The 20538-nt window shown below is 44.1% G+C and carries 19 protein-coding genes; 11 read left to right on the top strand and 8 right to left on the bottom strand.

The window, feature by feature from the left end; genetic code table 11:
* Positions 1-25 precede the first annotated feature (25 nt).
* Both FHS57_RS25585 and FHS57_RS25580 read right to left on the bottom strand, forming a co-directional pair.
* A complete protein-coding gene (locus FHS57_RS25585; protein WP_183978706.1) occupies positions 26-3124 on the bottom strand; it encodes an AAA family ATPase in 3099 nt (1032 codons plus the stop codon).
* On the bottom strand, positions 3121-4374 hold the full coding sequence (locus FHS57_RS25580) for a metallophosphoesterase family protein (RefSeq protein WP_183978704.1): 1254 nt from the start codon (positions 4372-4374) through the stop codon (positions 3121-3123). The genes FHS57_RS25585 and FHS57_RS25580 overlap by 4 nt, the downstream gene beginning before the upstream one ends.
* Before the next feature lie 154 nt (positions 4375-4528).
* On the opposite strand from FHS57_RS25580, the gene serA reads away from it, so the two are divergent.
* The 8 genes from serA (at position 4529) to FHS57_RS25540 (ending at position 11684) form a co-directional block, all read left to right on the top strand.
* Positions 4529-6433 carry a phosphoglycerate dehydrogenase gene (gene serA, locus FHS57_RS25575; RefSeq protein WP_183978702.1) on the top strand — a complete coding sequence of 635 codons (1905 nt, stop codon included), beginning with the start codon at positions 4529-4531 and terminating at the stop codon, positions 6431-6433.
* Between the two features lie 59 nt (positions 6434-6492).
* A complete protein-coding gene (ispE, locus tag FHS57_RS25570; RefSeq protein ID WP_183978700.1) occupies positions 6493-7302 on the top strand; it encodes a 4-(cytidine 5'-diphospho)-2-C-methyl-D-erythritol kinase in 810 nt (269 codons plus the stop codon).
* Between the two features lie 31 nt (positions 7303-7333).
* Entirely contained in the window at positions 7334-7948 is a 615-nt protein-coding gene (locus FHS57_RS25565; RefSeq protein ID WP_183978698.1) for a cytochrome c oxidase subunit 3, read from the top strand.
* Between the two features lie 68 nt (positions 7949-8016).
* On the top strand, positions 8017-10107 hold the full coding sequence (ligA, locus tag FHS57_RS25560; protein ID WP_183978697.1) for an NAD-dependent DNA ligase LigA: 2091 nt from the start codon (positions 8017-8019) through the stop codon (positions 10105-10107).
* A 39-nt stretch (positions 10108-10146) separates the two neighbouring features.
* Positions 10147-10362, top strand: a complete 216-nt coding sequence (locus FHS57_RS25555) for a hypothetical protein (RefSeq protein ID WP_183978695.1) — start codon at positions 10147-10149, stop codon at positions 10360-10362.
* Positions 10355-10768, top strand: coding sequence for a PIN domain-containing protein (locus tag FHS57_RS25550; protein ID WP_122929736.1), 414 nt, complete (start codon positions 10355-10357; stop codon positions 10766-10768). The genes FHS57_RS25555 and FHS57_RS25550 overlap by 8 nt, the downstream gene beginning before the upstream one ends.
* An 8-nt stretch (positions 10769-10776) precedes the next feature.
* The gene (pyrR, locus tag FHS57_RS25545; protein ID WP_028522211.1) at positions 10777-11313 is read left to right on the top strand and encodes a bifunctional pyr operon transcriptional regulator/uracil phosphoribosyltransferase PyrR; all 537 of its coding nucleotides are present in this window, start codon (positions 10777-10779) and stop codon (positions 11311-11313) included.
* A gap of 44 nt (positions 11314-11357) precedes the next feature.
* Positions 11358-11684 carry a nucleotide pyrophosphohydrolase gene (locus tag FHS57_RS25540; RefSeq protein ID WP_122929734.1) on the top strand — a complete coding sequence of 109 codons (327 nt, stop codon included), beginning with the start codon at positions 11358-11360 and terminating at the stop codon, positions 11682-11684.
* A gap of 1 nt (position 11685) precedes the next feature.
* Here the strand turns inward: FHS57_RS25540 and FHS57_RS25535 are convergent, their stop codons facing one another.
* Both FHS57_RS25535 and FHS57_RS25530 read right to left on the bottom strand, forming a co-directional pair.
* Positions 11686-12318 (bottom strand): LysE family translocator, encoded by a 633-nt coding sequence (locus FHS57_RS25535; RefSeq protein ID WP_183978693.1) that lies wholly within the window; start codon positions 12316-12318, stop codon positions 11686-11688.
* A 77-nt stretch (positions 12319-12395) separates the two neighbouring features.
* Entirely contained in the window at positions 12396-13685 is a 1290-nt protein-coding gene (locus FHS57_RS25530; protein WP_183978691.1) for a type IX secretion system plug protein, read from the bottom strand.
* A 195-nt stretch (positions 13686-13880) separates the two neighbouring features.
* Here FHS57_RS25530 and FHS57_RS25525 point away from each other — a divergent pair, with 195 nt between their 5' ends.
* The 3 genes from FHS57_RS25525 (at position 13881) to FHS57_RS25515 (ending at position 17203) form a co-directional block, all read left to right on the top strand.
* Positions 13881-14864, top strand: coding sequence for a gliding motility protein GldB-related protein (locus FHS57_RS25525; protein WP_183978689.1), 984 nt, complete (start codon positions 13881-13883; stop codon positions 14862-14864).
* Between the two features lie 64 nt (positions 14865-14928).
* Positions 14929-16746, top strand: coding sequence for an ABC transporter ATP-binding protein (locus tag FHS57_RS25520; protein ID WP_183978687.1), 1818 nt, complete (start codon positions 14929-14931; stop codon positions 16744-16746).
* Positions 16747-16864: 118 nt separating this feature from the next.
* A complete protein-coding gene (locus FHS57_RS25515; protein ID WP_183978685.1) occupies positions 16865-17203 on the top strand; it encodes a phage holin family protein in 339 nt (112 codons plus the stop codon).
* Between the two features lie 103 nt (positions 17204-17306).
* Here FHS57_RS25515 and FHS57_RS25510 read toward each other — a convergent pair whose 3' ends face one another.
* The 4 genes from FHS57_RS25510 to FHS57_RS25495 form a co-directional block, all read right to left on the bottom strand.
* A complete protein-coding gene (locus tag FHS57_RS25510; protein WP_183978683.1) occupies positions 17307-17909 on the bottom strand; it encodes a T9SS type A sorting domain-containing protein in 603 nt (200 codons plus the stop codon).
* Positions 17910-18240: 331 nt separating this feature from the next.
* Positions 18241-18774, bottom strand: coding sequence for a DinB family protein (locus FHS57_RS25505; protein ID WP_183978681.1), 534 nt, complete (start codon positions 18772-18774; stop codon positions 18241-18243).
* 20 nt (positions 18775-18794) lie between these two features.
* Complete coding sequence (locus FHS57_RS25500) at positions 18795-19703, bottom strand: alpha/beta hydrolase family protein (RefSeq protein ID WP_183978679.1); 909 nt, start codon at positions 19701-19703, stop codon at positions 18795-18797.
* 35 nt (positions 19704-19738) lie between these two features.
* Positions 19739-20299 (bottom strand): TetR/AcrR family transcriptional regulator, encoded by a 561-nt coding sequence (locus FHS57_RS25495; RefSeq protein WP_183978677.1) that lies wholly within the window; start codon positions 20297-20299, stop codon positions 19739-19741.
* Positions 20300-20538: the final 239 nt, after the last annotated feature.

The raw sequence follows: 20538 nt of genomic DNA, 5'->3' as shown, positions 1-20538 counted from the left end.
ACCCCACAATTTGTCAGCGCTATGCTCACAAAAGCGTTAATAAACTTCCTCTTTCTTCGTCGTTTGTTACCCTCAAGTAACAATCTATCTCCTGCTGCAAGTCCTCTACGTGCGAAATAACTCCCACGACGCGGTTTTCTTTACGCAATGATTTTAGCGTATCAAAGACCGTTTGTAACGACTCTTTATCCAACGAGCCAAAACCTTCGTCTAAGAAAAAGAAATTTTCTTTGGCTTCAATTTGGGTATTTACGTTATCTGCCAACGCCAAGGCAAGCGACAAGGCAGCCTGAAACTTCTGCCCTCCCGATAAGGTATTCAAAGCCCTCGTTCGACCATCATTCAGCAAATCGCGCACCTGAAAATTATTATTTTCATTTACCTCCAACTGCAATTGTTGGCGTGTCATGCGATGAAAACGGTCATTGGCTTGATTGCACAGATTTTGAAGATATACCGATGAGACATAATTAACAAAACCACTCGCTTTAAATAATTTTTCAAGTGTTTTGAGGTCTGCTTGGCGGAGTTCAAGTTTAGCTTTCTGATCAAGTAGTTCGGCCTGTTTTTGTAGTTGTAAAGCTTGGGTTTTCTCTAAATCGACCAAACGCCCCTGCTCTCTTGTCCATCTTTCAATCGTTTGTTGATGTTCTTCTATCTCCGTTAATAATTGCTTGTACCTTTCTTGGTCAATCGTTTGAGCACTAGCTACTTGCAGCAAATCTTCTCTTTCTTTGCGAAAAGCAAACAAGTTTTGGTCAAATGCAGCAATCAATTCACGTTCTTGCGCTAGGTCTAACTGCCAACCTAACACTTCCAGAACAATGGTTTCGGACTCATATTGATACCTTTCAAGGGCTTCAACGATACGACTCTCGGCTTTTTTTGCCTCAGTTTGAAAATTTTCGAGGTTCGTTTTTGAGCTTGTCAACTGCCCCGTAAGTGGTCCAATTTCTTGTTGTAGTTGTCTTATTTTTTTATCAAACTCCTCAAATTTCAGCACCACGTTTTGCAATTCTTGGGCTTGTTTATCCGCTTGATTTTCGAGGCCCGCTACTTCAACCGATACAAACTGCTGAACCTCCAAAACCTTCAGCTGACTAATTGACTGCTGAATAGCCCCATCAAAAGCTGCCACTTTCTGCCCAAACTCTTCAATGGGTTTTTCATATTTTTCTTTCAGTTCGGTTTCATCTTTTTGAATACCTTGTTCCTCAACATCCAGTTGTTTATCTACCAAAGCCAACTGTTCTTGCGTCTTTTTCGCCAGCTCAAGTGCCACATCTATAGGTTTTCGATCTGTATTCTCAAAAGTTGGCCAACTAAATTGGGTTTCGTGAAGGCGAATTTCTTCTGTTTTACGCTCCCAATTTTGCCTTACTTCTAACTTTTGGGATTGAATTGAGGTGAGCTCTTTTTCTACCTTACGAAGTTGTTTTTCCAACTGCCCCAATGTCTGCGAAGCCGTGTTTTTAAGCTGTTCCTGGCGTTGTTGCAACTGATGAATCAAGCCGTTAAAATTGGTTTCGGCAGTCAAAATATGTGGATGATGCACCGCTCCGCACAGTGGGCAAGGTTCGCCCTCTTGCAAAGCACCTGCGTATTGTTGCAGCGCTTTTTGGGTGTTGAGGTGTAAAATATCTGGATTTAATGCCTCAGCTTCCTTCTGCAATTTTAGGCGTGCCGCTTCAATACTTTCATAAATTGCGTCAAATGTTTGACCATCTACAGGTTTCTCTATCAAGGTTTGCAGTTCGTCTGTAAACAAGCCCAATTTTGTTTCAGCGACACCGCTTTCTTTTTTTACCAATTCATCGGCCCTCGCTCGCAAGTTTTCTTTGTCCTTGAGCAGGGCTTCTTTTTTATCAAACCAAGCCTTGATTTCCAACAATTGTGCCACATCAGGAAGCACTTCTCGTAGGCCGACACGCTGTTTTTTGAGCGTTTCATACTGCGTTTTACGTTCCAAAAGGGCGCTTTGTCGAAGTACTAGCTTTTGCCTTCCATCCTCCATCCGCTTCAGAAGCTTGGTACGTTCGGCTTCTGCCTTTTTGGTATGGATAATTATTCGTAAATCCTCAATTTCGACCTGACTATCTTGGCGTTTTTCGTAGCTTGGTCGCAATTTTTCAACTTCATTTTGATTGATAATCAGGGCTTTTTCAGCAGTATCAATCTGATTTTGAATCTGTACTTGTGCCTGTACTTCACGATTGATTTGTTTTATTACATCGTTTTTTTTGTCCAATAAAGGCTTAAACTCCAACTGACAGCGTTCGTATTGCTGAAGTCGCACACGTCGATTCTGAAATCTTTCAGTTTGTTCTTCTAATTTTTTGATTTCCCCTTCTACATCTACCAAGCGATTGAAGAGTTTTATCAATGCCTCTATCGTTTTTTCTTCCCTTTGTTTTTGGTCAAGCTGTTCTTTGTGTTGTGCCAATAACCCATGCGCATTTTGAAGATCCAATTTCGTTTGTTCATACATTTCTTGGGTCACATCGCCAATCGCTTTTCGTTGGCCTTCCACGTGTTGCCACTCGCTTTCGGTCTTGTTTAGAAGCCGCTTTACACGTTCCGAAAGTTCAAAACGTTCGAGCTGAAAAAGCTCCTTCATCATACGAGTTCGGTCGGCGTCGCGAAGCTCAATAAACTCTTGAAAACGTCCTTGCGGGATGATAACCGTCCGTTTGAAGTTTTCGTAACTTAGGCCAATGATTTTTTCGGCTGGATTTTCGGCGGCAATAGGCGCCCAATCTTCCAGTTCAGGCATCCATTGAAAAGCTTTCCTTTCGATTTTCACTTGGTCAAAGTGCTTACCACTTCGTTTGCCTTCTGCCACAAACCGATATTCTGTTTGGTCCCGTCCCGTCCGAAAAACCAAATCAATAAACAACTTTTCTGAACGCAAGTTCATCAAATTATAGCTACGATTTTCGCGACTATTAAGTCGCTCACTATCACCATAAAGCACAAACGTTATGGCTTCCAGAATCGTCGATTTTCCACTACCGACTTTGCCAAAGATTCCAAACAACTTTGCCTCCGTAAGCTGCGTAAAATCAATTTCTTGGCGTTCTCGATACGATTGAATTCCTTGTAAAATCAGTTTAATGGGTATCATATATTGTCGTCTTCGTCGAGTGCTAAAATCTCCTTAAATACCCCCAAAAGTGATTCATTGGGAGCTTGACCTTTTCCTTCTTTACTATTTTTGAAATAATTGATAAACAATTCTTCCATTCCTCGTCCCTCTTGCTGTAGGAGTTCGCGGGTGGTATCACTGCTGGTTGCGCTAGTTTTAGTACGAATTTCGGGGATAATCGGCATTAAGCCTGCATGGGCTTCCATAAGTCGTTTTTTATCCGACGACTCCAAAAAGTTATCTGTCACAATGGTAAGTTCTACCAGCGCATCCTGATTTTCATCTAGCCATGCAAGTGCCTCGTCCACTTGTTCAAAACGCCCCCTAAGTAGCTTTTTACCAGAAGTCAACGCCACTTGACGGTAAGCAACAGGCGTTCCAGCCTCGGCCTCAATAATCACCACATATTTTGTTTGATTCGCTTCTGCAAAACTATACGCCAACGGACTACTACTATATATAATGGGGCACGGCTGCTTGCTCACCGTCTGATAACGATGCAAATGTCCCAATGCCACATATTGAATTTGGGCAGGGAAATTTTCGGTATAAATTGCCTGTGCGCCACCGATATGTAAAATGGGTCGTTCGTCGTCTGGTTCTTCAGGCGGAGTAGGATCGTCTTGACGCATGACGTATAAATGCGTAACGAGCATATTTACACCCCTGTCGTCGCAATGTGCATCGGCCAATTGTTGCCAATGTTGCTGTAACATTTGGCGTAAATTTTCCTCCGCTTTTTCAACGCCCAAAAACGTCTTTAGACGAATTTCATTGGCATAAGGCGTGAGAATAAGCCGTAAAGGAGAAGCTAAGGCAGGAAGTTGCAATTCGACAAAACCAACATCCGTTTTAGTAACTTTAATGCCGTTTTTAGTTTCAAAAGGGCGAATTTGTGCGTTGGGAAATCCAACAAAAATTATCCCTGAAACTTTTGCCAACGCATCTGGTGCGTCAATTCGTTCAGGTGAGTCGTGGTTTCCTGCAATGGCTATTACCGCCCTACTTCCAAAGTTAGACAGGCGATGTAGCGTACTATATAAAAGCTCCATTGCTTCCGAGGAAGGGCTAAAATTATCAAACAAGTCGCCTGCTATTACGACTGCGTCCACAGCTTCACGCTCTGCTATTTCACAAATTTCATTCAAGACCTCTTTTTGTTCGTCAAGTCTCGAAAATTGCTCAAGTCGTTTGCCTAAGTGCCAATCGGCGGTATGAAGTATTTTCATGGATTTTTTCTGCCAACTTATTAACAAAGTTCTAAAAGAACCTTCCATTTTTTGACAAGTTTGCAAAAATGCCAAAAAGGAACGGTAAATTTGTGTGCTGAAACATAAATTCGTTTCAGCACCCGCCGATACAATTTCAATAAATTTTTGCAGAATGCTCACCAACACGATTGAACAAACCTATTACGTCATTGATTTCGACAGCACGTTTACGCAAGTCGAAGGTCTGGACGAATTGGCTAACATTGCCCTCGCGGGCAATCCCAACCGCGAAAAAGTAGTTCAACAAATCCGTGATTTGACCGATGCCGCCATGAACGGCGAATTGTCGTTTGCGGAAGGTTTGCGCCAGCGTATTTCGCTTCTTCAAGCAAATCGCAGCCACGTCGAAGCACTGGTTGATTTTTTGCGTACCAAAGTGTCAGATTCGTTTGCTCGCAACCGAGCGTTCCTCCGCGACTATTCCGAGGCTATTCTTATCGTTTCGAGTGGTTTTAAGGAGTTTATTGTCCCTATCGTTACCGAATTAGGGCTCAAAGAAGAAAATGTGTATGCCAATACGTTCCGTTTTGACGCCGATGACAACATCATTGGCGTGGACGACGAAAACGTGTTGTCGCAAGATAAAGGAAAAGTAAAATTGCTCGAATCGCTGGCGCTTCCTGGCGATGTCTGCGTCATTGGCGATGGCTATACCGATTACGAACTCCGCGAAGCGGGCGTAGCAAGTCGTTTTTATGCCTTCACCGAAAACGTGGAGCGGACTAAAGTAACAAGCGTAGCGGACCACGTCGTACCGTCGTTGGATGAGTTTTTGTTTTTGAACAATTTACCTCGTTCACAATCATATCCAAAAAGCCGCATCAAGATTCTTTTACTCGAAAACGTTCACCCCGTAGCTCGTCAAGCATTTGAGGAACAAGGTTTTAACGTAGAGTTTTTGAAAGGTGCTTTGGACGAAGACGAATTGATCGAAAAAATCAAGGACGTTACTATTTTGGGCATTCGTTCCAAAACAAACGTTACGCGCCGCGTTCTTGAAAATGCACCGCGTTTGATCGCCATCGGTGCTTTTTGCATCGGGACCAACCAAATTGACCTCAAAGCCGCTACCGAAAAAGGAGTTGCCGTTTTCAATGCCCCTTACAGCAACACGCGTTCGGTGGTCGAATTGGCCGTGGGCGAAATGATTATGCTCATTCGTAACGTGGTCACCAAAAGCAACGGAATGCACGAAGGCAAATGGGACAAATCGGCCAACAATAGCTTTGAAGTTCGCGGCAAAAAACTGGGTCTCGTTGGCTATGGCCACATCGGAACGCAGCTTTCGGTGATCGGTGAAGCCCTCGGTATGGAGGTGTATTTCTACGATGTCGTTGACAAAATGCCCATCGGAAATGCCAAAAAGCTCAAGTCGTTGGACGACCTTTTGCGCATTGCCGACGTGGTAAGTATGCACATCGACGGTCGGAAAGACAACAAAAACGTCATCGGCAAACGCGAGTTTGAGCTAATGAAAGATGGTGTGGTATTCTTGAACCTTGCCCGTGGCCACGTAGTGGAAGTCGAAGCGCTAGTCGAAGCGCTCAAAAGCGGCAAAGTATGGGGCGCTGGGGTTGACGTATTCCCGTATGAACCCAAAACCAACAACGAACCTTTTGAAAGTGAACTTCGTGGGCTGCCCAACGTGATTCTGACTCCGCACATTGGGGGGAGTACCGAAGAAGCCCAAGAAGGGATTGGTCACTACGTTCCTGAGCGATTACTCGAATACATTAATAACGGTAGCACAACAGGCAGCGTAAACTTCCCTGAGGTGCAACTTCCACTCCTCAAAGGCTCGCACCGTTTATTGCACATTCACAAAAATGTACCAGGTATTTTGGCCAAACTCAACAACATTTTTGCCAAATACAATGTTAACATCACGGGTCAATACCTAAAAACCAACGAGCAAATCGGTTACGTCATCATGGACGTAGAACGAAGCTACGAAGATGGGTTCATTGACGAAATTAAGAACGTAGAAGAAACGATTAAGTTTCGGATGTTATACTAAATAGACTTCTCCTAACTTCCCGAAAGTCTAGACTTTCGGGAAGTTTTTCTTTTAAAAGTATGGTCGCCTTTGCCAACGCCAAAATCAATATCGGGCTTCAAATCACCGAAAAACGCCCCGACGGATTTCACAACATTGCTTCTTGTTTTTACCCCGTGGGTTGGTCGGATGTCGTTGAAATCATTCGCGCCACTGAATTTAGCTTTAGTTCTTCAGGCATTGATATCCCAGGCGACCCCGCCAAAAATCTCTGTGTAAAAGCCTACGAATTGCTGAAGGCTGATTTTGATTTGCCGCCAGTGGCGATGCACTTACTCAAAATCGTGCCCATTGGTGCGGGTATGGGTGGTGGGTCTTCGGATGCAGCTTTTGTGTTGAAACTCCTCAACGATACCTTCAAACTAGCGCTTTCTACAACCGCCCTCCAAAATTACGCCCGACGCTTGGGCAGCGACTGTGCTTTTTTTATTGAAAACCAGCCTCAGTTCTGTTCTGAAAAAGGAGACCAATTTGAAGACATTTCGCTCTCACTCAAAGGCAAAGGCATTGTTTTGGTCTATCCCAACCTCCACATCTCCACCGCCGAAGCCTACGCGGGTGTGGTTCCCCAAAAAACGGAGGTAGATTTACGTGAAGCATTGCAACGCCCCATCGAAGAATGGCGTCATTGGGTAAAGAATGATTTTGAGAACGGTCTCTTTCAAAAATACCCCGTTTTACCTCAAATAAAAGCCCAATTGTACGAAGTAGGTGCTCTGTACGCCAGCATGACAGGCTCGGGTTCGACCGTATTTGGAATTTTTGAGAAAGTGCCCGATTTACAGAACATTTTTAGCCCTTACACCGTTTGGAATGGAGAGCTTACTTGATTTTTGACTTTTACTTGACCCATTAAACACCATGGCAAAAGCGTCCACCGTAAAAGAAAATCGTTTCACCAAACGTCGTGAACCTTTCAATTTTATGCTTTGTCTGGGACTCGGTGGAAGTATGCTTTTATTTACCATTTTGTTGGGAGTGTATGTCATGCGAAAATCAGTGGGCGTCCATTGGACAGACGTGCCCCTTCCTTCGCTTTTTTGGGTTAGTACCTGTGTTATTATTGCCAGTAGTTTTACCCTGCACGGCGCTAATCTTGCCTTACAAAAAGACCAATTCCCGAAGTTTCGTTCTTTCATTGGAACTACTCTTGGCTTGGGAATCTTGTTTGTTGTTTTACAATTCTTGGGCTGGACGCAGCTTATTCAGGCGGGCATTTCAACCGTCAATAATCCATCCGTTGGGTTTATTTACCTTCTTTCTGGCATTCATATTTTACACATTCTCATCGGAGTTGCGGTGTTGGCATGGGCGGTGTATCAGTCCATCAAAAACCACAGCTACGTGGACGCTTTTGTCTTTAGTGTCAATCCTCCCAATCAGCTTAAAATCAAACTCATTACCATTTATTGGCACTTTGTGGATGTGCTTTGGCTGTACGTATTCGGCTTTTTGTTGTACCACCACGGATGGTAAGAAGGTAGGCTTTTTGGTTTAGATTCTCTAACTTCGCGGCCTATCCCATTGCAAACATTCTCATAGCCATGTCTGTAGCCGACCGCATTAACGAACTGACCGAACGCCTCAATTTTTATAACCATCGCTATTACCAAGATAGCGTTTCTGAAATCAGCGATTACGAGTTTGACCAACTTCTGGAGGAGCTTGCTTCGCTCGAAAATCAATATCCCGACCTCAAACGCCCCGATTCTCCCACCCAACGCGTAGGAGGTACAATCACCAAAAATTTTGCGGCGGTTGAGCACCGCTACCCCATGCTTTCGTTGGGAAATACGTACAACGAGCAAGACCTTCGCGACTTTGACGAGCGGGTAAGAAAAGGGCTCAATGGCGCTGATTTTGAGTATGTTTGTGAATTAAAGTTCGACGGAATTTCGCTCAGTATGACCTACGAAAATGGCGTACTAGTGCGAGGCGTAACCCGTGGCGACGGTGTTCGCGGTGATGACATCACAGCCAACGTTCGAACCATCAAAACAATGCCGTTGAAGGTACAAGAGTCGAAATCCAACTTTGCCCTTCCCCCCTTGCCCCTTGCGTTTGAAGTCCGTGGGGAAGGTTTTATGCCTATTTCGTCCTTTGAAAAACTCAACAAAGAGCTCGAAGAGGCTGACGAACAAACCTACGCCAACCCCCGCAATGCGGCATCGGGTGCGTTCAAACTTCAAGATTCTGCGGAGTCAGCTCGTCGGGGATTAGACTGTTATGTGTATTATTTTTTGAGCGACGAAAACGTGTTTGAAACCCATTCCGAGAGCCTCGAAGCCCTCAAAGCGTGGGGCTTCAACGTGTCGCCTTCGTGGGAGAAATGCGCTACCATCGACGACGTTTTGGCCTACATTCACCAGTGGGAAGAAAAACGTCATACGCTTCCTTTAGCCACGGACGGGATTGTTGTCAAAGTAAATTCGCTCGCCCAACAACGTGAATTAGGCTTTACGGCCAAAAGTCCGCGCTGGGCGATTGCCTACAAATACAAAGCAGAAAACAAGCCAGGTGTTTTGCGTTTTGTTTCGTACCAAGTCGGGCGAACAGGGGCTTTGACGCCCGTGGCTAACTTGGATAATATCAACGAAGACGGCAAAGGGCTTTGGTTATCGGGCACCCGCGTGAAACGTGCTTCTTTGCACAATGCCAACGAAATCGAACGCCTTGGGCTGATGCTCAACGATGTGGTTTTTGTGGAAAAAGGCGGAGAAATCATTCCAAAAATTACGGGCGTGGACACAGCAGCACGAGCCTCTCGCTCGCTCACGCCCATCCAATACCCTACGCACTGCCCCGAATGCGCCACACCGCTCATTCGCAAGGAGGGCGAAGCCAACCACTATTGCCCCAACGACCGTGGTTGCCCTCCCCAAATCCGTGGTAAAATCGAGCATTTTATTCACCGTAAAGCCATGAATTTGGATAGTTTGGGTGAAGGAAAAATTGAGTTATTGTTCGACAAAGGACTCCTTCAAACCCCCGCCGATTTGTATGACCTTACCTACGAAAAACTGTTTGGTTTGGAAAAAGTCATCACCGACGAAGAAACGGGAAAAACCAAGCGCATTGGGTTTAAGGAAAAGACCGTAGAAAATATTTTAAAGGGAATTGAACAATCAAAACAAGTTTCGTTCAAGCAAGTTTTGTTTGCCATCGGAATTCGTTTTGTTGGTGCTACGGTGGCCGAAAAACTGGCTGCGTATTTCAAAAACATCGACGCACTGATGAATGCTGACTTGGAAGCTCTGCGTAACGTACCCGAAATCGGCGAAAAAATTGCCCAAAGTTTGATAGAATACTTTGCCGACAACCAAAACCGTGCCTACATCGAGCGTCTCCGTGCCGCAGGTCTCAAAATGGAAACCGACGACCTTCCTGTCGTAATGGAATCAAACACCCTCGAAGGGAAAACGTTCTTATATTCAGGCACGTTTGCCAGCATGAGCCGCGAGCAACTCGAAAACAAGATTGAAGCAAACGGTGGAAAACTTGTCAGCGGGGTTTCGGGAAAACTTAACTTCCTGATTGTGGGTGAAAAAGCGGGTGCCTCCAAACTCGATAAAGCCACAAAATTGGGCGTCAAAATGATTTCAGAAACGGAGTTTTTGGAAATGTTGGGCGAGTAACGGTGGGTTATTTCTATATTTGTACAAAAACAAAGCACGATGTCCACGATTCAACTAGACACTAGCAGCGATAAGTACTTAATTACTCTTGACAAATCTATGTTTGATAAAGAGTGGTTACTACGTTTGATGGAAAAACTACGAACAGAGGAACTAGCTCATCAACTCGATTTTGACCAATCGGTTGAAGAAGTAGGTGAAACTATCAAAAGTGATTGGTGGAGTAAAAACAAGGAGCGTTTTATTAATGAGTAAAATTGCGGTTGTTATCGACACTAACATTGTATTCAAAGCACTGCGTTTGAAACATTCAATCATAAGAGAAGTTCTTTCACAAGAACAATATAGGTTTTACGCTCCAAAGTTTCTAATAGTAGAAATTTTCAAACACAAAGAAAAAATTTTAAAGAATAATGCTCAATTAGAAGATGAATTCTACGAGTATTTGAATCTTCTTCTGCAGAAAATCACCTTCATCAATGAAGATTTTATTTCGATTGGAAGTTTCGTAGAAGCTTATCGACTATGCAAACTTATTGACGAAAAAGACACTCCCTTTGTAGCTCTAACTCTTCAATTAGATTGCTTATTTTGGACCTACGACCAGCCCATTAAAGATGGCTTAAAACGTCAAGGTTTTAATCAATTTTTCGAAATGTGATAGCACACATGAATCAAAATCGCCTTATTCTGAGCAGCCCTTTGCTCGAAATCATGATCAGTCGGCTGTGTCAACAGCTGCTCGAAAACCACCAAGATTTTTCGGATTCTGTCTTGTTGGGACTACAGCCTCGTGGTATTTATTTTGCCGAACGAGTTGCCCACGAACTTCGCCAAATCACGGGTTCAAATATTCCACTTGGGTATTTGGACGCTACGTTTTACCGCGATGATTTTCGTCGCCGTGAACCCTTAAAAGCCAATGCCACCAAAATCAACTTCGTTATTGAAGGCAAAAAAGTGATTTTGATTGACGATGTGCTTGCCACGGGTCGGATGGTTCGCGCTGCGCTCGACGCCATGCAAGCCTTCGGTCGCCCCCGCAAAGTGGAGCTTTTGGTTCTCATCGACCGTCAGTACAACCGCGAAATCCCCGTTGAACCCGATTACACAGGCATGAAAGTCAACACCCTTGATTCTCAGCGTGTACTGGTTGAATGGAAAGAACAAGGCTACGACGCCGACCGCATTTGGTTGGTTGATTAGGTCACTCATTCGTCATTCGATTCATTCCAACATTCGTCATTCCCATGACTTTAGAACAAGCACAACAAGAAGTAGATACGTGGATTAAAACCTACGGGGTACGCTATTTTAGCGAATTGACCAACATGACCATTTTGACCGAAGAGGTGGGAGAATTAGCCCGCATTATGGCTCGTACCTACGGTGACCAATCGTTCAAAAAATCCGATTTAGAGAAAAATTTGGCCGATGAAATGGCCGATGTTTTGTGGGTGCTCATGTGCTTGGCCAACCAAACTGGCGTCGATTTGACCGAGGCTTTTCAGAAAAATTTGGACAAAAAAACCAAACGCGACGCGACGCGCCACCACGAAAACGAGAAGCTAAAGTAGTTTATTGACTGCGTTTTGCCAACGCCAAATACGCCCCAAGGCCGAGCATCATCACGCCTGTTACTTTGTTTTGAATACGGGCGAAATTGGGCAATTGGTTTAAATACGAACCTGCTTTTCCGAACAATACCGCCACCAAACAATTGACGACGGTTCCCGAAAAGTTAAACCAAATTCCTAAACCCAGCACTTGCCATTTGAAATCGGGCGAATGTGGGTCGGAAAATTGGGGCAAAAAAGCCAAGAAAAATAAGGCTACTTTGGGGTTCAACACGTTGGTATAAACGCCTTGCCAAAACAGCTTTTTCAAAGGAATGTTTTCCACTTTTCCCTCGGTTGATAAACTGCTCGTCGATTTGAGCGACATGATTCCCAAATAACACAGATAAGCCACACCCAAGTACTTCACAATATTGAACGCCAATGCTGATTCGGCAATCAAGACCGACAGCCCCAATACGGCAGCCAATGTGTGGACTACGCACCCTCCCGCAATCCCCAAAGCCGAAACAATTCCTGCTTTTGTCCCTTGCGAAGTGCTTCGGGTAGCAACGTAAATCATGTCCGAACCTGGCGTTAGGTTCAGCATTAACGTCGCGAAGGCAAATACGGTAAATTCTTGATAGTCAATCATATATATACTTTTATCTTTCCGAAAGCTTATAACCTCCCGAAAGTTTTAAAACTTTCGGGAGGTTATAAGGAGGTTTTCTATCGCCGACCAAATTCAACCAAACGATAACCAATCAATTGATCAGCGCGGGCAGCGGGTGGGCGATGATAGATAAATATTTCGTAATCGTTAGACGTACTCGAATAACTTCCCTCAAAGGCCGTATCGTTGATTTTTCCATCGGCCCCAACCGCCAAATAATAGTAATTCACAATTCCTTGTTTAATCAAAATACTGGCTTCATAGACATTTTTGGTCGCATTGTAGGTCATCCGATTGGCATCTTCCAATTGCCATACATTGTAAGCCCCTCCGACATATACTTGGGCATTGGGATATGGTGGACTTTGAAGCGTAAAAACCGTATTGATGTAATCGGCCTCATTGGTACTATTGGCGGCATCACGGTTCAACACAATGTATTGACCGTTAAAGTCTTGCGCCTGAAAAGTTGCTCCTCCACCAACCCGCGATTGGTCAACCCGAAGGTGCGCAATGGTCTGATCGGGTAATTGTTGAATATCGTCCACGCTCATGCCTACCCCGCGCGAAATGCGGGTATCGAACCAACGAAACTCATTGCCTCCCAACATATTATTGGACAAATCGAACGGACGATATTCCAGTTTTTGGTCAAAAATACGAACGTTGGTTGGGCGCAGATTCGTAATCATTTTGTTCCAACGGTAGTTTTGACGAATCACAACTTTTAAGTCTTCTTGCGGAGAAAGGATTTCATATCCACGGTAATCAACATCAAAATCAATCTGCTGATGTGTGCGCTGTTCTGCTATCCCCGACGACATCCGAACTTGGGCAAACACACTTACCTTCGATTGATACACCATAAATCGACGCGTAAATATGACTTTGGCAGGCCGCGAATCTTCGTAAACGGCCACCACATAATTCCCCGAAAGTTTTAACCTCGGTACTTCAAAAGTGTAATGGTAATACGGGATTTTGGTGTTGAACGACGCCTGATAGGTATTAATCGGGTAGTCGTTGTATTCGTACGTAAACTCAATGTCATTTAAGCCCGACGACGTCCAATCGGCATTGCAATGAAAAATACGGTACCTCAACGTCCGATAGCGTGCTTTGAGGTCATCAAATTCTACAATCAATGGATTCGTACTTTCAACATTGACAACGGGCGAATAAGTGGTGCGGGCAGGGTCTTGGATGTTGTTGGGCGCGGGGTAAATCGCTACCGTTTTAATCGTGATTTCGTTCGTACGGTCTTCGTACTGAATCGGTGGTAGTTTCTGAGCCAAGGCACTACACATCCATCCCCAACACATCAATGTTATCAAATATCTGGCCATGAGAGAAAAAGTATTGTTCAATGATTGTCTGGTAAAACTAACGGAAATCTACCGAAAATACTTGCCCCGAACCACAATTCGGGGCGCAAACGGCCTAGCGTCTCCGACGCTCAAAACGCCAAAAGTGGTTTTCTAGCCTTCTTTCAAACTTTTTTAGGCCGCTTCTACGTTTAAAGTACGTTATCAAAATTTTCAATGAAAGCAGCTATTTATTCATTCCTCGTTCTTATTGCTTTTGGGCTCGGTTTTAGTGCCTGCGAGCAAAAACCCCAAGAAATGCCCGTTGGCATTCGTCGCCTCGAAAAAGATATTTTTGCGGCAAAATCCCCCGCCGATTTATCATTGTTACTCCAGAAAAACCCCATTTTAAGAGATTACTTTGGCTTACCATCGGGCGTAGCTGACTCAATGATTACCAATCAGTTGTACCAAAATATTTCCAATCGCGACTTACAACAGTTTAGCCAAGAACTTCAAACGCAGTTTGCGGACTTGACGTTTTTACAAACCCAGCTCCAGAAAGCTTTTGGGCAAATCAAAGCTTCTTATCCCGATTTCAAAGCCCCCGAAATCGTGACAACCATCACGGGTTTTATGGGTACTGACCTGTACGTATCCGACAGCATTATTGTCATTGGGCTGGATTATTTTGGTGGGCCAAAAGCCAAATACCGCCCACAACTTTTTGATTATCAACTACGTCGTTACCAAAAAGAATACATCGCCCCAGGCATTTTGTTCTTCATTTCTCAGAAATACAACAAAGTGCCTAACGAAGACAAAACGCTCTTGGCCGATATGATTTGGTATGGGAAAGGATTTGAGTTTGTCAAACAGGTATCTCCCGAAACACCAGATAGCCTCATTATTGGTTATTCGGGCGAACAACTTACCGATGTATATGCGTCTCAACAAGACATTTGGGCTTATTTTTTAGACCGCCAACTTTTGTACCAAACCCGCGACGCCGAAAAAGAGCGTTTCATTAGCGAGCGCCCCGCTACCCCCGAAATCAGTCAATACTGCCCAGGTGGCATTGCCCGTTGGGTAGGGTGGCGCATTGTGGGAGAATATTTGCACAAAAAATCAAACACTACGCTGACCGAATTGATGGCGAACACCAACGTTCGGCAGATTTTTGAAGAGGCAAATTACAAAGGGCAAAAGGACGAAGAATGAACCAAGTTGTGATTACCTTTGTCATCAGATTATCCTTTATTTAACTCACTATTCATTCATACCAATGGCTAAAGGCAGAGGAACGGGCACCGAGTTGTCGCCCGAAGATAAAAAACGTAAACTCACCAAAGAGAGCCTCCAAAAAACACTAAAGATATTTCGATTCATTCTTCCCTATCGAAGCACCTTTATCGTCGGCATTTTATTCTTGTTTTTATCCTTAACCACCAACTTACTTTTCCCAAAACTAATTGGGGAAATAACGGCGGTGATTGAAGGAAAATCGTCGTACACCATCAATCAGGTGGTACTGGTACTTGTAGGGGTTTTAATTCTGCAATCTGTATTCTCATTTGGGCGCATCTTTTTCTTCTCGATTGTCAGCGAAAAAAGCATGGCCGATATTCGTCGGACGGTGTATAGCAAAATCATTTCATTGCCTGTTACTTTCTTTGAACAGCGGCGCGTGGGCGAGCTAATGAGCCGCATTACGTCCGACGTACAATCGTTGCAAGATGTTCTTTCGTTTACCCTTGCGGAACTGTTCCGTTCGCTCGCTACGGTAGTTGTGGGTATTGGCATCATTTGCTTCATTTCGTGGAAATTGACCATTTTTATGTTGGCTACTTTCCCCGTAGCCATTGTGATTGCGATGGTTTTTGGGCGTTTTATTCGCAAACTTTCTAAGAAAGCCCAAGATGAATTGGCCGCCGCCAACGTCATTGTGGAAGAAACGCTTCAATCAGTCAACGTTGTCAAAGCCTTTACCAACGAACGCCTTGAGGTGCAGCGCTACGGCAAAGCCCTCGACAATGTAGTCGTAGCAGCACTCAAAGCGGGGCGCTTCCGTGGCGGCTTCGTTTCGTTTATCATTTTTGCCTTGTTTGGCGGCATCATTGGTGTGGTTTGGTACGGTGCTACGCTCGTTCAAAGCGGCGAAATGCCACTCTCAGAGCTTATGACCTTTATTTTATATACCATGTTTATTGGTGGGTCAATTGGTGGTTTGGGAGATATGTACGCCCAAATTCAAAAAACCCTTGGGGCGTCGGAGCGTCTTTTGGAAATTTTGGACGAAACCTCCGAAGTCGAAATAGAATCACCCAAAGCAGTTGCTCCGATTAACGGCACGATTTCTTTCCAAAACGTTAAATTCACCTACCCCACTCGTCCCGACGTAACGGTGTTGAAAGATATTTCGCTTGAGGTGGCCGCAGGTCGTAAAATTGCGCTGGTGGGCTACAGTGGAGCTGGGAAGTCAACGATTGTGCAGTTATTGATGCGTTATTATCAGCCCGTTGGCGGAAATGTGCTGGTCGATGGGCAAGATATTCAAGGACTTGACATCACGGCTTATCGCCAAAACATCGCCGTTGTTCCGCAGGAAGTGATGCTATTTGGCGGAACTATTCGTGAAAACATAGCCTACGGAAAACCCAATGCCACCGAAGAAGAAGTCCGCGAGGCAGCCCGCAAAGCCAACGCCTTAGACTTTATCACTTCTTTCCCCGAAGGATTGGAAACGGTTGTAGGCGAACGTGGTATAAAACTTTCGGGTGGGCAACGTCAGCGCATTGCCATTGCACGCGCAATTTTGAAAGACCCTAAAATCTTGATTTTGGACGAAGCAACCAGTTCGCTTGATGCTGAATCGGAAAAATTGGTACAAGAAGCACTCGACGGGCTGATGCAAAACCGCACGACGATTATCATTGCACACCGTTTGGCGACGGTTCGCAACGTTGACTGCATTTATGTCATCAAAGACGGCACTATTTTGGAATCAGGTACGCACGACGAACTTGCTCTCAACGAAGAGGGTCTTTACGCCAACCTCATCAAGTTGCAGTTCGATTCGGCTAACTTTGCAGTTTCACAATAAAAGTATGTCAGGCTGTGAGCAACCTGACCCACTTTACAACCTGATAAATGTGGGTCAGGATACTCATATCCTGACCTTTGTTTACAATCAACTTTTCTAACCAAAAACCTCAAAACCAATGACCAGCCTAATTATTCGCCTCATTATCAGCACCGTTGTGGTGATTGTATCGAGCCGTGTTTTACAAGGATTTTATGTGGACACCCTCACCACGTCCGTGATTGTCGCCATTGTGATGGGACTCCTCAACACCTTCGTAAAGCCAGTTCTACAGTTTTTGTCTATCCCTATCACCATTCTAACGCTTGGGCTCTTTTATTTTATCATCAATATTGCCCTTGTTTATCTTTGCGCTTATTTGGTCGATGGTTTTAGTGTTTCGAGTGCCATCGCCGCATTGCTGTTTAGCATTGGCTTGTCATTGACCCAATGGATTGCAGGTTGGTTTTTGGACTAACCATAAAAAAACCGTCGGCGGGTTCTCCGCCGACGGGTGTCGCAAAATCGCAAGATGATGTGGTTATAGTCTGTTTGTTTGAGAAGTCATTGCAACTGTTGGCTTATTTCACTTTCACGAATTTTTTGAAAGACTTATCAGCCACTGTAAATTCAAAAGCGTATTCACCTGCTGGCAAGTGGCTCAAGTTAAAACGGCTACCTGCTGACAAATAACTGTTATAAATTGATGTTCCAGCCAAGTCTGTGATGGCTACGCTCATGTCTGCTACGTTTTTGTTAGAAGTTGATACTTCAAAACGATTAACTCCAATCGCTTCTACTTTTGGAAGAACCGCTTCTTTGTAGCTATTCTCGTCGATTTCAACACTGCCATTTTTGATAGAAAGTGTTTGTGCCGACCAGAAATTGTTGTTAGAGCAACTCATAACGTACTCACCGTTTGGAAGTGCGTTAAGGTTCAATTGAGTTGAGACGCCTTCGTTCACTTCAAAGATTCCTTCGTGAACAACTACGCCGTCTATATCTTTAATTACTACATCAAGTACGCCTACATTAGGTTGGTTGATTTTTACTTCAACCTTCTTGGTGTCACGCTTTACCAATTTTACATCTTTGGTAAGGAGGTGAGTTTCTGCCGAAGCAGTTCCTGCGGTTGCAAGCATCATAGCTGCGAATACTGTCGAAAGCATTGTGATCTTTTTCATAGTGTGTTATAGTTTTTGTACCATCTTGTGCCGCTCAGTCGCGGTGACTTCGCTTTGACAATGCAAAGGTGTAAGATTTTGATTTACAAAAAAATAGGGCAAAAACACCCTCTTGATAAATTCATATCTTGGGTTTCAACCTTTTCTTAGAATAGTACAAACACTCTTTCTTCTTGACTGAAAAATTCAAACCCTACTTAGTTCAGTACAAATAAATTTTTGCTAAAAATGAAAAGTTCTTTAAATAGTACAACGAAAATAGGAAAAGTACTACATTTAATAATCCTTTTTGCTATCAAAAATGTACAAATTCGCTTTTAGGGCTACTTTTTCAAGCTACTTGTGCTGCCCTTTTTTGCATAATTTGATGATGATGAAGGAGGTGATAAGCGGTAAAATACAACATTTCTCGGGCAGTGATTAGCCCCAAAAGCGGGTGTGGTATCGGATACTCGTCCAGCTCTTCTTCCGTCCAGTTGGCTTCCACCCATTGTAACAGCATTTGGTGTATTTGTACAAACTCCGCGAGCAGTTGTTCCTTTGAGGCTGCCATAGTCAATGGAACAAACGCTCCCGTTGCTACTCCTCCTCCCCCCAACGCCGCATCGTAAATCCCGACCATCTGTTCGTACGCTCTCGACGAATGAGGTGCTTTTCCCCATTTCTCAATAAAATAGGACTTGGGTGCGCCAAAAAGCCGCGCCAATGGCTGCACCGATAAAATCAGGTGCTGAACATTCTCAGCCACCGACCATACATCAGCGGCGGGTTTGGCATAAAAAACTTCAGATGTTTGGTTTTCTGAAAACACAACAACCCCTTGGACTCGCTCTTGGAGCAGTCCTTTCAATTCTGTTTTGTTCATAAAATGTGTTGTTTAACTATTTACAAATTGACTCTTCGAAGTGCTGGATTATTATAATGATGATTTTTGGAAGCCATCGCTTCCAAGTCTTGAGCCACTTTTTTCCAAATCGTATCCTTGAATTTTCTCGAAAATAGGCCAAAATGCCCCAAGCGCTTTACACGGTAGTCTTTGGGTCGAAGGGCTTCATTCATAATATCCGCATTCCGAAAATGGCGCAGCAAGGCAGGAACTGTATGTGCATTAGCAATGGGGTCGTCCGTAGCCCAATACGATTTTATCGGTAGCCTTACTTTATCATAGTAATGTTGCGGAATGGTTTTGTCTAGAAAATCAAAGAGGTAATTTTCGGAATTACACCACAAACGCCATTCCATAATCAAGCCCTTGGGCAGGTCTTCCATGATATTCATTCGCTTTGCTGGCAAGTACCCCACGTAAGGCGCAGTCAGCGGCGACAATATATTAAAGAAAAAATAGGCTTTCAGTCGGTAGGGAAAGGTCTGACGCCACCACGTACCCGTCGAACTCGTTAGCAATACCACTCCTTTTAAAATACCATGATTAGGCATCAAGCCTAGCAATTGCCCTCCGATGCTATGGCCAATCATGAATTTGGGCCAATCGGGATAACGCTGTTCCAAAAAAGTCAAAACTTCGCTCATATCTTTGGCCCAATCTTGCATCGTGATGGTCGAAAAAACCTCCTTATCCGCTGGCCTTGACCAGCCCATGCCTCGGTATTCCCATAAGCACACGATGAATCCTTGTTCGGCGATGAAGCGTGCCAAATTGCCGTAAAACTCTTTCCGCATCCCTGTGCCTATATTAAACTGTACTACACCTTTGGGCTGACCTAAGTACTCATAAAGAATGGCCGATAAGTCAAAGCCATCGGCTGTCGGTATCGTGAGTGCTATTTCTTTCATTTTCAATAAAGCTGTATAGGTTGTAACTAAAAGTATTAGGCGTCAAAGCGCTCAAGGGCGTGTTGATGCACATCATGTAAAAACTGGTTATTTTGGGTCAATTTCACCATAATCCACGCTCCTTCGTATTCAACGATGGCCTGTTCGGCCAACTTTTGGGCAATCGTTGGTTCAAATTTGGAACTATATAAATGTGCCAATGCACGTAGGTACTCTTCAAAAAACTCCCGCATTTTTGGCAAAAATTCTTGTGTAACTAGGGCAGTTTCTATCGCCATATTTCCCATCAAACAGCCGCCCTCTGTGCTTGCTGCAACATAAATTTGTTTCGCAATCATTTTTTCAAGACGTTCTCGGGGCGGGAATGTTTCGTCGTAGGCAATAGAAAAAACCCTTGTGGCAAAATACTGATGGACCGTTTCAAGAACTTCCAGCATTAAAGCATCTTTACTGCTAAAATAATGATAAAAACTCCCTTTTAGCAGCCCACAAGCCACCGCAAGGTCAGACATACTTGTACGATGATACCCTTGTTTTTTGAACAAAAACAGGGCTTGTTTTACGACTTCTACTTTGGTGACTTTCTGAACGGGCATTTGAGGTTGTTTATAGGTACCAACTCTGTCAGACGACAGTCAGACAGATACATCTTGCAATCGTACTTTCGGTCTGACTATCGTCTGACCGGGTGGTGTGCAAAGGTGAAAAAACAAATCTATTTTACCAAACGAACGTTTGGTAAAATTTTAGAAACCTTCTTTTAGTTCCTTAAAAATCACCGCCAACGTTCAGTTTTTAGCTAAATGTTAAAACTTTCAGGTACATTTTGAGGTTA

Origin of the sequence: Runella defluvii, assembly GCF_014195535.1 — a bacterium.
GTDB classification, from domain to species: domain Bacteria; phylum Bacteroidota; class Bacteroidia; order Cytophagales; family Spirosomataceae; genus Runella; species Runella defluvii.
This window is presented reverse-complemented; position numbering and strand designations above follow the sequence as displayed.